This window comes from Kitasatospora sp. NPDC059648 (assembly GCF_042734825.1).
Taxonomy (GTDB): domain Bacteria; phylum Actinomycetota; class Actinomycetes; order Streptomycetales; family Streptomycetaceae; genus Kitasatospora.
In genome coordinates, this window is record NZ_JBHWDU010000136.1 from 1 (window position 1) to 12,980 (window position 12,980).

Consider the following 12,980-nt stretch of genomic DNA (forward strand, 5'->3'; position numbering starts at 1 on the left):
CTCGCCACGGAGTTGCTCGATCTCCCCCAAATCCACGCCGACAGGATGCCCGACTCGCAGACCAAGATCAAGTTAAGTTAACGAAGTACTACTAGAAGGAGCCCCTCGATGCCCCCGACGGCCCCGACGGCGAAAGCGGCGCCCGCCTTCCCGTACACCGATCGCGACCTCGCCCGCTTCCGCGAGACCCAGCAACTCGCCTACCACTGCGCCGAACAGGTCGCCGCCTGGATCGAGCCGGGCGTCACCGAGCGGCAGGCCACCGCCGAGCTGCGCCGCCGCCTGGTCGCCGCCGGGGTGCAGGACTTCTTCCACGTCCCCTTCGCCTGGTTCGGCGACCGCACGGCCTTCCGGCACTTCCACACCCCGCTGCAGTTCTTCGCCGGGAACCGCAGGCTGGAGGAGGGCATGCCGTACGTGCTGGACTGCGCCCCCGTCGTGGACGGCTACACCGCCGACATCGGCTACGGCGGCAAGATCGGCGAGAACCGGGTCTGGGACCGCCTGGCCGCCGACCTGAAGGTCTACCGCGAGCTGATCCTCGCCGAGGTGCGCGCCCGCCGGCCGCTCGACGAGGTGTACGCGGCGGTGGACGCGCAGATCGCCGCGCACGGCTACGACAACCGCCACCAGGTCTACCCGGGCCGGGTGATCGGCCACCAGGTCACCCGCACCACGGGGCGCGGGCCGGCCGGAGTGAACGTCCTCGGCTTCGGCGTGCGCACCCTGCAGACCCTCGGTCGGGAGCTCATCTCCGGGCGCCTGCAAGGCCGTTCACCGCTGTGGGCGGACGGACGGTCGTCCCGGCACGCGCCGACCCCCGGCCTGTGGGCGGTCGAGCCGCACATCGGATTCCGCGGTGTGGGCATCAAGTTCGAGGAACTGCTGGTGGTCACCGAGGACGACGCCCACTGGCTCGACGACGACCTCCCGCACGTCCGCCGCTGGACCGCCGCGACCGATCAGCCGGCCGACGAGCCGACCGGTGAGCCCAACGACGAGCCGACCGACGAGCCGACCGACGAGCCGACCGCCCTGGAGGCCACCCGATGACGCCCCTGCCGACGCCCCCCGTCCGCCGCCGAACCGTCCACTCCGGAGGCCTTCCGCTCGCCGTCTTCGAGCAGGGCGACCCGCAGGCCCCCACCGTCCTCCTGGTGCACGGCTACCCGGACACCCACACCGTCTGGGACGACATCGCCGCCGACCTCGCCCGCGACCACCACGTGGTCCGCTACGACGTGCGCGGCGCCGGCGAGTCGGCCGCCCCGGCGGACCGCGACGGCTACCGCCTGGAGCGGCTCGCCGACGACCTGCTCGCCGTCGCCGAGGCCGTCAGCCCCGGCCGCCCGGTGCACCTCGTCGCCCACGACTGGGGCTCGATCCAGTCCTGGGAGGCCGTCACCGACCCCGGCGCCCGGCACCGGATCGCCTCCTACACCACCCTGTCCGGCCCCAGCCTGGACCACATGGGCTACTGGCTGCGCCACCGGCTGCGCCGCCCCACCCCGCGCCACCTCAAGCAACTGCTCCACCAGGGCCTGCACTCCTGGTACATCACCGCCTTCCACCTGCCCTACCTCGCCCCGGCCGCCTGGCGCCTCGGCCTCGCCCGGGCCTGGCCGCGGGTGCTGCGCGACCTGGAGCACGTCACCCCGCGCGCCGACCACCCGCAGCGCACCCTGCGCCGCGACGCGGTCCGCGGCATCGAGCTGTACCGGGCCAACTTCCGCCCCACGATGGGCAGTCCGCGTGAGCGGCGGACCGAGGTTCCGGTCCAGTTGGTCACCCTCACCCGGGACCGCTACGTCGGCACCTACCTCTCCGAGGGCCTGGAGCGCTGGGTGCCCGATCTGACCCGACGCACACTGCACGCCGGCCACTGGTCGGCACTGCTGGAGAAGGGAGCCACCGTGGCCGGCATGGTCCGCGAGTTCACCGCCCGGATCGAGGCGGGACGGTCCCGGGAGGCCGACGGCGACGACGGCCGCCTGGTCGTCGTCACCGGCGGCGGCAGCGGCATCGGACGGGCCACCGCGCTCGCCTTCGCCGAGGACGGCGCCAGGGTGGTGGTCTGCGACCTCGACCTCGCGGCCGCCGAGCGCACCGCCGAGCTCGCCTCCCTGATCGGCCCGCAGGCGCACGCCTACCGGGTGGACGTCTCCGACGGCGCCGCGATGGACGCCTTCGCCCAGCGCGTCGCCGCCGAGCACGGCGTGCCCGACGTGATGGTCAACAACGCCGGCATCGGCCACTCCGGGACCTTCCTGCAGACCACCGAGAAGGAGTGGCAGCGCGTCCTGGACGTCAACCTCTGGGGCGTGATCCACGGCTGCCGCGCCTTCGGCACCCTGATGGCCGACCGCGGCCAGGGCGGTCACATCGTCAACGTCTCCTCGGCCGCCGCGTACCTGCCCTCGAAGGCGCTCACCGCCTATGCCACCAGCAAGGCCGCCGTCTTCATGCTCTCCGACTGCCTGCGCGCCGAGTTCGTCGGCCACGGCATCGGCGTCTCCACCGTCTGCCCGGGCATCGTCAACACCAACATCACCCGCACCTCCACCTTCTCCGCCAGCACCGCGGCCGAGCAGTCCGCCAAACAGGCCCGCGCCGCCAGGCTCTACGCCCGCCGCGGCTTCCCGCCGGAGAAGGTCGCCACCGCGATCCTCGGCGCCGTCCGGACCGGCAAGCCCGTCGTCCCGGTCACCCCCGAGGCCAAGGCCGCCCGCCTCCTCTCCCGCCTCAGCCCCGGCCTCCTCCGCCTCGCCGCCCGCCTCAACGTCACCTGATCGGGTGGACGTCACCGTGGAAAAGGGTGAGTGAGCGTTTCCTGATCGACAAGTCGGCCTTCGCCCGCTTCTCCAAGCCGGGGGTCAGAAGGGCCCTCAAGCCGTTGATCATCAGGGGAGTGGTCGCAATCTGCGGCGCCGTCGAACTGGAGATCATGCACAGCGCGCGGTCCAAGGCCGATGCCATCGAGATCCGCGAGGGCGTGAGCGGCTTCGACCGGCTGCCCACACCCGACGAGGTGTGGGACCGGGCCATCGAGGTGCAGGCCCTCCTCGCTGCCGCCGGCAACTGGCGGGCGCTGTCCGTGGCGGACCTCGTCATCGCCGCCACCGCCGAGCGCCACGGCGCGACCGTGCTGCACTACGACGGCGACTACGACATGATCGCCGCCGCCACCGGCCAGCCGACCGAGTGGGTCGTGCCGCAGGGAACGGCGGACTGAGCAGCTCATCGGGCCTGTGAGAGCATCCGGGCTCATGGAGATGACAACCGCCCTGTGGTCCTTCGCCCTCGTCGTGGGGCTGCTCACGCTCACGCCCGGGCTCGACACCGCCCTGGTCCTGCGGACCTCCGCGCTCGGGCGGCGGCGACAGGCCTGGGGCGTGGTGCTGGGCATCCAGACCGGGACGCTGATCTGGGGGACGCTGACCTCCGCCGGGGTCACGGCCCTGCTGACCGCCTCGCAGGTGGCGTACGAGGTCCTGCGCTGGGCCGGCGCCGCCTACCTGGTGTGGATGGGCGTCGGGATGCTGCGCAAGCGCGGCACCGAGGCCGCGGCCGAGCAGGAGGAGCCCGTCGACGGCGGCTTCGGGTACGGCTGGCGGCGCGGCACGCTGACCAACCTGCTGAACCCCAAGGTCGGCGTGTTCTACGTGGCCGTGCTGCCGCAGTTCATCCCCGCCGGTGCCCCGCACTTTGCCGCCGGGGTGGCGCTGACCTGCGTGCACGTCCTGGAGGGCGTGCTCTGGTCGACCGTTCTGGTCGGCTTCGCCCGGGTGCTGCGGGGCTGGCTGCGCCGCCCGGCGGCCCGGCGGGCGATGGACCGGGTGACCGGCGCGGTGGTGGTGGGCTTCGGCCTGAAGCTGGCCCTCGCCGACTGAACCCCCGCCGACTGAACGAGGCGCCCCCGTCCTCAGGCGGCGTGGGTCCGTCGTGCGGGTCGCGGCTCCTCCTGCTCGGGCGCCGCGGCGTCGTGGTGGATCGGGCCGTCCCCGGCGCTCAGCGGCAGGCAGCTGCCGCCGCGCCGGTGGGCGATGATCTCGGCGGCGACGGAGACGGCGGTCTCCTCCGGGGTGCGGGAGCCGAGGTCCAGGCCGATGGGGGAGCGCAGCCTGGCGAGTTCGGCGTCGGTGAGCCCGGCTTCGCGCAGCTTGGCCTGCCGGTCGCGGTGGGTGCGCCGGGAGCCCATCGCGCCGACGTAGCCGACCGGCAGCCGCAGGGCGCGTTCCAGCAGGGGGACGTCGAACTTGGCGTCGTGGGTGAGCACGCACAGTACGGTGCGTCCGTCGATCCGGCCGAGCTGGGAGTCCAGGTAGCGGTGCGGCCAGTCGACGACCACCTCGTCGGCCTCGGGGAAGCGCCGGGTGGTGGCGAAGACGGGCCGGGCGTCGCAGACGGTGACGCGGTAGCCGAGGAACTTGCCGATCCGCACCACGGCGGCGGCGAAGTCGATGGCGCCGAAGACCAGCATCCGCGGCGCGGGCACGTAGGACTCGACGAAGCAGGTGACCGTGCCCCGCCCGTGCTCGTCGCAGGGCCGCCCGTCGAGGCCGAGCACGATCCGACCGGTGCGTCCGGCGTCCAGCATGGCCCGGGCCTCCGCCACCAGGGAGCGCTCCAGGGCGCCCACCGTGGACGGCCCGACGGAGAGCGCCCCGTGCCGTCCGGTGGCGGTGACGGCGATGGTGGCGCCGAGCAACCCGGCCGGTCCGGCGATCACCCGGGCGAGGGCGACGGGCGTGCCGTCGGCGATGTGGGCGAGGCCGGCGTCCATTCCGGGGTCGGCCCCGGGGACGACCGGCTGGACGAACACGTCGAGGATCCCGCCGCAGGTCAGCCCGACGGCGAAGGCGTCCTCGTCGCTGTAGCCGAAGCGTTCCAGTACCGGTTCGCCGGATTCGACGGCCGCCTGGCAGAGCTCGTACACCGCGCCCTCGACGCACCCGCCGGAGACGCTGCCGACCGCCTCGCCCGTGGCGTCGACGGCCAGGGCCGCCCCCGGGTCGCGCGGGGCGCTGCCGGAGACGCCGACCACGGTGGCCACGGCGAAGGAGCGCCCGGACGCGTGCCAGGCCTGCAACTGCTCGGCGATGTCCTGCATGTCGGAGGCTCCTTACACGGTTTCGACAGTAGCGGGAGACGCCGCCGTACGGGAAACGATCCCGGACGGCGGCGGTGGTGCCAAAAGGGGCGGCGGGGCCGACGGGCCGGTTAGTGCACGCCCAGCCAGGACTTGATCGGGCTCAGTGCGAAGTACAGGGCGAACACCGCGGTGAGGATCCACATCAGCAGCCCGGGCTCGCGCCACTTGCCCTGCCCGGCCTTGATCACCGAGTAGGAGATGACGCCGGCCGCCACGCCCGCCGTGATGCTGTAGGTGAACGGCATCAGCACGGAGGTGAGGAAGGCCGGGATGGCGACCTCGCGGTCGGACCAGTCGATGTGCCGGGCCTGGCTCATCATCATCGAGCCGATCACCACCAGGGCGGCGGAGGCGACCTCGACCGGGACGATGCCGGCCAGCGGCGAGAAGAACAGCATCAACGCGAACAGGGCGCCGGTGACGGTGGAGGCGAGGCCGGTCCGGGCGCCGTCGCCGACGCCGGTAGCGGACTCGACGAAGACGGTCTGGCCGGAGGCGCCCGCCAGGCCGCCGACCGCGCCGCCCGCGCCGTCGACGAACAGGGCCTTGGACAGGCCGGGCATGCGGCCCTGCTTGTCGGCCAGCCCGGCCTCGGTGCCGACGCCGATGATGGTGGCCATGGCGTCGAAGAAGCCGGCCAGGACCAGGGTGAACACCGCGACGGAGGCGCTGATCGCGCCCATGCCCTTGCCGCCGAAGGCGCCGAACAGGTCGACGTGGCCGAACAGGCTGAAGTCGGGGGCCGCGACGGGGCTGCCGGGCCACACCGGGACGGAGCTGGCCCAGGCCTTGGCGGGCACGTGGGCGAGCGCGTTGACGACCATCGCGACCACGGTGCCGCCGGCGATGCCGATCAGGATCGCGCCGCGCACGCCGCGCGCCATCAGCACGAAGATCGTGAGCAGGGTGAGGCAGAAGATCAGGACGGGCCAGCCGGAGAGTTCGCCGAACGGGCCGAGCGAGAGCGGGGTGGGGCCGCCGGTGTGCACGAAGCCGGCCTTGTAGAGGCCGATGATCGTGACGAACAGGCCGATGCCGATGGTGATCGCGTGCTTGAGCGGCAGCGGGATGCCGTTCATGATCTTCTCGCGCAGGCCGGAGACCACCAGCAGCACGATCAGCAGGCCGTAGATCACGCACAGGCCCATGGCCTGCGGCCAGGTGGTGTGCGGTACGACGAGCGCGGAGACCGCGCCGGAGACCGAGAGCCCGGCGGCCAGGGCCAGCGGCACGTTGCCGACCAGGCCCATCAGGATGGTGGTGACGGCGGCCGCGATGGCGGTGGCGGTGGTCAGCGCGGCGTGGTCGAGCTTCACGCCGGTGGCGTCCGCGCCGCTGAGGATCAGCGGGTTGAGCAGGATGATGTACGCCATCGCCATGAAGGTGGTGAGGCCACCCCGCAGTTCGTTGGCGAGGGTCGAGCCGCGGGCAGAGATCTTGAAGTACGCGTCGAGCGCGCCCTTCGGCCCTGGCGCCGGGGGCGAGGGGTGGGTCTCGCCCCCGGTGGGTCTGTCTGCTTCGGTGGTGCCGGGCTCCGTGGGGATCCTGGTCATGTCCACTCCCAAGTGTCAATGGGGGTTGGGGTGGGCGAGCCGACCTGACTGCCAGTCAACGGAGGTGGCACAGGGGGACGGTATCGGCTCACTGGGGCACTCGTCGGGGGGAGTGCCAGCGGTGCAGTTGAGGGTGGTGCGCACCACTGCGGAACCCCGGCGTGGGAGGGCAGCGGGTGGGGGGTCCCGGGGCGGCGGGGAAGACTCGTCGCCGTCCCGGGAAGTACTGCTCGGTGGTGCTGTCTGGTCGTGCTCTTGGGTTGTGCCGTCCAGCTGTGCTGCCCGGCTGTTCCGTCGGTCCGAACTGCCGGAGTCAGCCGGGCTGTTCGGTGGTCAGGTGCTCCGGCCGGACGGGGATCCGGTTGAGCGCGAGACCGGTCGCGTTGCGGATGGCCGCCACGATGGAGGGGGTCGCCGACACGGTCGGCGCCTCACCGACGCCGCGCAGCCCGTACGGGGCGTGCGGGTCGGGGAGTTCGAGGACGTCCACCGGGATCGGCGGGGTGTCCAGGATGGTGGGGATCAGGTAGTCGGTGAAGGAGGCGTTGCGCACCTTCCCGTCACGGACGATGATCTCCTCCATCACCGCGAGCCCGAGCGCCTGGGTGCAGCCGCCCTGGATCTGGCCGACTACGGAGAGCGGGTTGAGCGCCTTGCCGACGTCCTGGACGGCGGTGAGCTCGACCACCTTGACCAGGCCCAGTTCCACGTCCACGTCCACCACCGCGCGGTTGGCGCAGAAGGTGTACTGGACGTGGCCGAAGCCCTGGCCGGTCTCCTTGTCGAAGGCCTGGGTGGGCCGGTGGTGGTGCTCGCGGGTGAGGTCGATGGCCTCGTCACCGAGCAGGTCCACCATCGGGACGAGCACGCCGGCGCTCTCCGAGACGACCTTGCCGCCGGCCAGCGTGATGTCCTGGTGGGTCCAGCCGTAGCGGCGCCGGCCCTTGTCGATCAGCGCCCGCCGGACGGCCTCGGCTGCCAGCTTCACGGCGCCGCCGGTCATGTACGTCTGGCGCGAGGCGGAGGTCGAACCGGCCGATCCCACCTCGGTGTTGGCGGGGTGGATGGTGACCTGCTCGACGCCCAGCTCGGTGCGGGCGATCTGGGCGTGCACGGTGACGCCGCCCTGGCCGACCTCGGCCATCGCGGTGTGCACCATGGCGACCGGCTCGCCGCCGATCACCTCCAGCCGCACCCGGGCGGTGGAGTAGTCGTCGAAGCCCTCGGAGAAGCCGACGTTCTTGATGCCGACCGAGTAGCCGACCCCGCGCACGATGCCCTCGCCGTGCGAGGTGTTGGACAGCGCGCCGGGCAGTGCGCGGACGTCCAGGTGCTCGGTGTCCAGCGGCGGCGGCAGCGGCATCTCCTTGGCGCGGCGCAGCAGTTCGGCCACCGGCGCGGGGGAGTCGATCTGCTGGCCGGTGGGCATGAAGTCGCCCTCCGACATGGCGTTCAGCTGCCGCAGCTCCACCGGGTCCATGCCGAGTTCGGCGGCCAGCTTGTCCATCTGCGACTCGTAGCCGAACGCCGCCTGCACCGCGCCGAAGCCGCGCATCGCCCCGCAGGACGGGTTGTTGCTGTAGAGCGCGATGGCGTGCATCCTCACGTTCGGGATCACGTACGGGCCGTGCCCGAGCGAGGCCGCGTTGCCGACCACCGCGGGGGAGGCGGAGGCGTAGGCGCCGCCGTCCAGCACGATCCGGCAGTCGGCGAAGACCAGCTTGCCGTCGCGGGTGGCGCCGTGCTCGTAGTGCATCCTCGCCGGGTGGCGGTGGACGTGGCCGTAGAAGGACTCGTCCCGGGAGTAGACGATCTTGACCGGCTTGTTGGTGTGCTGGGCCAGAAGGCAGGCGTGGATCTGCATCGAGATGTCCTCGCGGCCGCCGAAGGCGCCGCCGACGCCGGCCAGCGTCAGCCGGACCTTCTCCTCGGGCAGGTCCAGCACCGGGGCCATCTGCTCGCGGTCCACGTGCAGCCACTGGGTGGCGATGTAGAGGTCGATGCCGCCGTCCTCGGCGGGCACGGCCAGGCCGGACTCGGGGCCGAGGAAGGCCTGGTCCTGCATGCCGACCTCGTAGTCGCCGCTGACGATGACGTCCGCCGTCGCCCGCACCTCGTCGGTCACGCCGAGGCCGGAGACCAGCTTCTGCTCGTGGCAGATGTTGCCGTACGCGTGCGACTTGTACTCGTGCGGCTCGTGGACGTACCCGTGGGTCTCCGGGTCCAGGCACTGCTCCTCGGTGACGATCGGGGTGAGCACCTCGTACTCGACCGCGATCTTCTTCACCGCGCGCCGGGCCGTCTCGGGGTGGTCGGCCGCGACCAGTGCGATCGCCTCGCCGTGGTACCGGACCTTGTCGATGGCCAGGGCCGGCTGGTCCTGGATCTCCAGGCCGTAGTACTTGGAGCCGGGGATGTCCTCGTGGGTCAGCACGGCGTAGACGCCGGGCACCTTGAGCGCCTCGGAGACGTCCACCGAGAGGATGTTCGCCCGGGGGTGCGGCGAGCGCAGCGCCATACCCCAGAGCATGTCCTCGTGCCACAGGTCGGAGGAGTACGCGAACTCGCCCCTGACCTTCAGGTTGCCGTCCGGTCGCAGCGGCGAGCCGCCGATGCCGTCCTTGGAGGCCTGGTTGATGTTCTGCAGGTTCTTCTGGCCCTGGATGGTTCGCGTACTCATGCCGTGGCCCCCTTGCCCGAGCACTTGCGGGCCGAGGCGAGCCGCACCGCGTCCATGATCTTCTCGTAGCCGGTGCAGCGGCACAGGTTGCCCGACAGCGCCTCGCGGATGTCGTTGTCGCTCGGCTGGGAGTCCTTCTCCAGCAGGGCGTCGGTCTGCACCAGCAGGCCCGGGGTGCAGAAGCCGCACTGGACGGCCCCGGCGTCGACGAAGGCCTGCTGGACCAGGCCCAGCTCGCCGGTCTCCTCGGCGAGGCCCTCGACCGTGCGCACCTCGCGGTCCTGCACCTGGCCGGCCGCGACCAGGCAGGAGCAGACCGGCACGCCGTCCAGGTAGACGGTGCAGGAACCGCACTCGCCCTGCTCGCAGGCGTTCTTCGAGCCCGGCAGGCCGACGCGCTCGCGCAGCACGTAGAGGAGGCTCTCGCCCTCCCACACGTCGTCGGCCTCGACCGGCTTGCCGTTGGCGGTGAACGTGACCCTCATGCCGCGCTCCTGATCTGCTTGCTGTAGTCGTTCCAACACCAGGTGAGGGTGCGGCGGGCCATCACGGCCAGCGCGTGCCGCCGGTAGTCGGCGGTGCCCCGGACGTCGTCGATCGGGGAGGCGGCGGCCTTCACCAGCTCGCCGAAGCGCTGGACCACCTCGGTGCCCAGCAGTTCCCCGCTCTCCCAGAGCCCGCGCTCGGCGAGCACGCCCCGCAGGTACTCCTCGGCCTCGACGGCGCGGCGCGGCGTGGGGGCAGCCGAACCGATGCCCGTGCCGACGGTTCCGTTCTTCGGGTGCAGGGCGAAGCCGAAGGCGCACACCGCGATCACCATCGCGTTGCGGGTGCCGATCTTCGAGAACTGCTGCGGGCCGTCCGCGACCGGCACGTGCACGGCCCGGATCAGCTCGTCCGCCTCCAGGCAGTTGCGCTTGACTCCGACGTAGAACTCGTCGATCGGGATCAGCCGGGTGCCGCGCACCGAGGCCGCCTCGACGTACACGTCCCGCCCTGCCGCCAGCAGCGCCGGGTGGGAGTCACCGGCCGGGGAGGCCGCGCCCAGGTTGCCGCCGACGCCGCCGCGGTTGCGGATCTGCGGTGAGCCGACGGTGTGGGCCGCCAGCGCGAGCCCGGGCAGCGGCCCGGACAGTTCCTCGATGATCCGGGCGTACGGGACGGAGGCGCCGAGCCGGACGACGCTGCCGTCGTTCGTCCATTCGGTGAGCTCGGTGACGCGGTTCAGGTCGAGAATCGCGGATGGCCGGTGCACGTCGAAGTTCAGCTCGACCATGACGTCCGTGCCGCCCGCGATGGGCAACGCGGCCGGGTACTCAGCCTTCGCCGCGAGAGCCTCGTCCCAGGTGGCGGGCCGAAGGAACTCCATGCGGGTGTCTCCTCAAGTCTTCGCCGACCGGGTGTCCGGTGGCGTGTCGCCCAGTGAACTCCTGTGACCGGGGCCACTGGCAGTCACCGATGGCATGAAGCCCCGGCTGTGAGCCCGCCCGGCATCCTGTACGTTCCTCTAAGCAGGAGAATCCCGCAGCCCAGGTGTACGCCGGTTGCTACCTACGACCGTAATCCGGCCGTGATTCGCGGGCTACGGGTCCGTGACCCGGTGGCCCGCTGGTGCGTAACGCCGAGCACGGATGTTCGGGCACACTGTCACCCCCGGAACGTGCGCCCGGCGCCCCCCACCCCCCTCCGGCCCCCGATCCCCGTCCCCCGTCCCAGCCCATGCTCCACCCCCTGGTCCACCCCCGTAAGGAGTCCGCGGATGCGTGTCCGTGACCTGCTCGCCCCCGGCGCCCCGCGACTGCGCCTGCTCGCGGCCGAGGAGGAGCTGGACCGGCAGGTCAGCGGCGTGATGACCACGGACCTGCACGACCCCGGCCGCTACCTCCACGGCGGCGAGCTGGTGCTCACCGGCATGCTCTGGCGCGGCGGCCCGGCCGACTCCGAGCGGTTCGTGCGGACCATCGCGGCCGGAGGCGCGGTCGCCCTGGCGGCCGGCGAGGCCGAGGTCGGCCCGGTGCCCGAGGACCTGGTCGAGGCCTGCCGCCGGCACCGGATGCCGCTGCTGGCCGTCCCCGACGACATCGCCTTCGGCACCGTCACCGAGTTCATCGGCCGTCAGGTCTCCGCCGACCGCGCCGCCGACCTCGCCGCCCTGGTCGACCGCCACCGGCTGCTGGTCTCGGCGGCCGGCGGCGGCGGACTGGACGCCGTGCTGGACCTGCTCGGCGGCGACCTCGACCTGGACTGCTGGGTGCTCGCCCCGACCGGCGCGGTGATCGCCGGCCCGGCCGACCGGCTGACCGCCGAGGACCGCGACCAGCTGGTCCGCGCCCACCTCGCCGCACAGCGCCAGCGCCGCCGCCCCCCGCACCGGGCCCGGCTGGCGGGCGGTGCCTACTCGCTGCTGCCCGCCGGTGCCTCCGCCGGGCCCGAGGAGCCGCAGACCGGCTCGCTGCTGGCCGACTGGGTGCTCGCGGTGGCCGGCGACGTCACCGAGTGGACCACCAAGCGCCAGCAGCTCGCCGAGAACCTGGCCCGCCTGGTCGCCGCCGAGCGCCACCGCCGGGACGAGGGCCGCCGGCTGCGCCGCCGACTGGCCGACGAACTGCTCGCCCTGCTGCGCCGCGACGCCGACCCGGCCGAGATCAGCCGCACCCTGTACGCGTCCTCCGCGATGGCCGCCCGTTACGAGAGCCCCGAGCCCAAGTCGCAGGTGCAGAGCGCTTCCTGGCTGGTGCTCAGCGCCGAGGGCACCGGCCTGCCGGAGGGCACCGTGCGGGCCGTCCTGGAGGAGGCGCTCGGCGGCACCACCGACCGTGCCCTGGTCGCCGGGGCGGGCAACGGCGCCGTGGTGGTGCTGCCCGCGCTGGACACCCCGGTGCCCGCCGACACCCTGCGCGAACTCCTCGCCCCGCTGGAGGCCGGGCTGGGCTCGGAGGGGCGGATCACCCTCGGCGTCTCCGCCCCCGCCTCCGAGGCCGGCGGCCTGCGCGGCGCCCTGGAGGAGGCCCGGCACGCCCGCCGGATCGCCGCCGCCCGGGTCGGCCGGGTCTGCGTGGCCGGGCCCGAGGAGCTGGCCTCGCACGTACTGCTGCTGGCCGCCGTCCCGGACGAGGTCCGCCGCGCCTTCCGCAGCCGGCTGCTGGACAAGGTGATCGCGTACGACATCGAGCACCAGGCGGACCTGGTCCGCACCCTGGAGGCCTTTCTGCGCTCGGACGGTTCCTGGACCCGCTGCGCCGGGCAGCTGCACGTCCACGTCAACACCCTGCGCTACCGGATCGGCCGGATCGAGGAGCTGACCGGGCGGGACCTGTCCCGACTGGAGGACCGGGTGGACTTCTACCTGGCGCTGGAACTGGCCTGATCGGCGGCTTGACGGGTGGCCTGACCGGTGGCCAGGGTAGCGGCCCCGATCGGAGGCCTGGTGATTCCTGTCAGTTCCAGCCGTATTCAGATCGATCCTGATCGTGCCCGGACGGTTCCTGGGAAGGTCCTGGCAAAGTCGGAAACGGGCGGGGGGGCCCCCCGCCCCCCCCCGGGCGGGGCCCCGCCCCGGGGGTAAAAAAAAAAAAAACACCCCCACAACAAAAAC

At 72.6% G+C, this 12,980-nt stretch carries 10 protein-coding genes; 5 read left to right on the forward strand and 5 right to left on the reverse strand.

Annotation, left to right across the window (positions count from 1 at the left end; genetic code table 11):
• Positions 1-108: 108 nt before the first annotated feature.
• From ACFV1W_RS38260 to ACFV1W_RS38275, 4 genes are read left to right on the forward strand one after another with little or no spacing between them, the layout of a single operon-like run.
• The gene (locus ACFV1W_RS38260) at positions 109-1,053 is read left to right on the forward strand and encodes a M24 family metallopeptidase (protein ID WP_380421930.1); all 945 of its coding nucleotides are present in this window, start codon (positions 109-111) and stop codon (positions 1,051-1,053) included.
• Positions 1,050-2,789, forward strand: coding sequence for an SDR family oxidoreductase (locus tag ACFV1W_RS38265; RefSeq protein WP_380421932.1), 1,740 nt, complete (start codon positions 1,050-1,052; stop codon positions 2,787-2,789). Before ACFV1W_RS38260 ends, ACFV1W_RS38265 begins: the two co-directional genes overlap by 4 nt.
• Positions 2,790-2,815: 26 nt before the next feature.
• On the forward strand, positions 2,816-3,232 hold the full coding sequence (locus tag ACFV1W_RS38270) for a PIN domain nuclease (protein WP_380421933.1): 417 nt from the start codon (positions 2,816-2,818) through the stop codon (positions 3,230-3,232).
• 34 nt (positions 3,233-3,266) lie between these two features.
• Positions 3,267-3,890, forward strand: a complete 624-nt coding sequence (locus ACFV1W_RS38275; RefSeq protein WP_380421935.1) for a LysE family translocator — start codon at positions 3,267-3,269, stop codon at positions 3,888-3,890.
• A 32-nt stretch (positions 3,891-3,922) separates the two neighbouring features.
• On the opposite strand, the gene ACFV1W_RS38280 is transcribed toward ACFV1W_RS38275, so the two are convergent.
• The 5 genes from ACFV1W_RS38280 to ACFV1W_RS38300 all read right to left on the reverse strand — a co-directional run bounded on the left by ACFV1W_RS38280 (position 3,923) and on the right by ACFV1W_RS38300 (position 10,754).
• Positions 3,923-5,110: an XdhC family protein gene (locus ACFV1W_RS38280; protein WP_380421937.1), complete on the reverse strand. Its 1,188-nt coding sequence runs from the start codon at positions 5,108-5,110 to the stop codon at positions 3,923-3,925.
• A gap of 110 nt (positions 5,111-5,220) precedes the next feature.
• Positions 5,221-6,705: an NCS2 family permease gene (locus tag ACFV1W_RS38285; protein WP_380421938.1), complete on the reverse strand. Its 1,485-nt coding sequence runs from the start codon at positions 6,703-6,705 to the stop codon at positions 5,221-5,223.
• A gap of 313 nt (positions 6,706-7,018) precedes the next feature.
• Positions 7,019-9,385 carry a xanthine dehydrogenase subunit D gene (pucD, locus tag ACFV1W_RS38290; protein WP_380421940.1) on the reverse strand — a complete coding sequence of 789 codons (2,367 nt, stop codon included), beginning with the start codon at positions 9,383-9,385 and terminating at the stop codon, positions 7,019-7,021.
• Entirely contained in the window at positions 9,382-9,870 is a 489-nt protein-coding gene (locus ACFV1W_RS38295) for a (2Fe-2S)-binding protein (RefSeq protein WP_380421942.1), read from the reverse strand. The genes pucD and ACFV1W_RS38295 overlap by 4 nt, the downstream gene beginning before the upstream one ends.
• Positions 9,867-10,754 carry an FAD binding domain-containing protein gene (locus tag ACFV1W_RS38300; protein ID WP_380421943.1) on the reverse strand — a complete coding sequence of 296 codons (888 nt, stop codon included), beginning with the start codon at positions 10,752-10,754 and terminating at the stop codon, positions 9,867-9,869. The genes ACFV1W_RS38295 and ACFV1W_RS38300 overlap by 4 nt, the downstream gene beginning before the upstream one ends.
• A 390-nt stretch (positions 10,755-11,144) precedes the next feature.
• Here ACFV1W_RS38300 and ACFV1W_RS38305 point away from each other — a divergent pair, with 390 nt between their 5' ends.
• The gene (locus tag ACFV1W_RS38305) at positions 11,145-12,752 is read left to right on the forward strand and encodes a PucR family transcriptional regulator (RefSeq protein WP_380421945.1); all 1,608 of its coding nucleotides are present in this window, start codon (positions 11,145-11,147) and stop codon (positions 12,750-12,752) included.
• Positions 12,753-12,980: the final 228 nt, after the last annotated feature.

What these genes read in the sequence shown, in the direction of transcription:
- ACFV1W_RS38260 (WP_380421930.1), top strand. Translation starts at nt 109, where the DNA reads ATGCCCCCGACGGCCCCGACGGCGAAAGCGGCGCCCGCCTTCCCGTAC.
- ACFV1W_RS38265 (WP_380421932.1), top strand. Translation starts at nt 1,050, where the DNA reads ATGACGCCCCTGCCGACGCCCCCCGTCCGCCGCCGAACCGTCCACTCC.
- ACFV1W_RS38275 (WP_380421935.1), top strand. Translation starts at nt 3,267, where the DNA reads ATGGAGATGACAACCGCCCTGTGGTCCTTCGCCCTCGTCGTGGGGCTG.
- ACFV1W_RS38280 (WP_380421937.1), bottom strand. Translation starts at nt 5,110, where the DNA reads ATGCAGGACATCGCCGAGCAGTTGCAGGCCTGGCACGCGTCCGGGCGC.
- ACFV1W_RS38285 (WP_380421938.1), bottom strand. Translation starts at nt 6,705, where the DNA reads ATGACCAGGATCCCCACGGAGCCCGGCACCACCGAAGCAGACAGACCC.
- pucD (WP_380421940.1), bottom strand. Translation starts at nt 9,385, where the DNA reads ATGAGTACGCGAACCATCCAGGGCCAGAAGAACCTGCAGAACATCAAC.
- ACFV1W_RS38295 (WP_380421942.1), bottom strand. Translation starts at nt 9,870, where the DNA reads ATGAGGGTCACGTTCACCGCCAACGGCAAGCCGGTCGAGGCCGACGAC.
- ACFV1W_RS38300 (WP_380421943.1), bottom strand. Translation starts at nt 10,754, where the DNA reads ATGGAGTTCCTTCGGCCCGCCACCTGGGACGAGGCTCTCGCGGCGAAG.
- ACFV1W_RS38305 (WP_380421945.1), top strand. Translation starts at nt 11,145, where the DNA reads ATGCGTGTCCGTGACCTGCTCGCCCCCGGCGCCCCGCGACTGCGCCTG.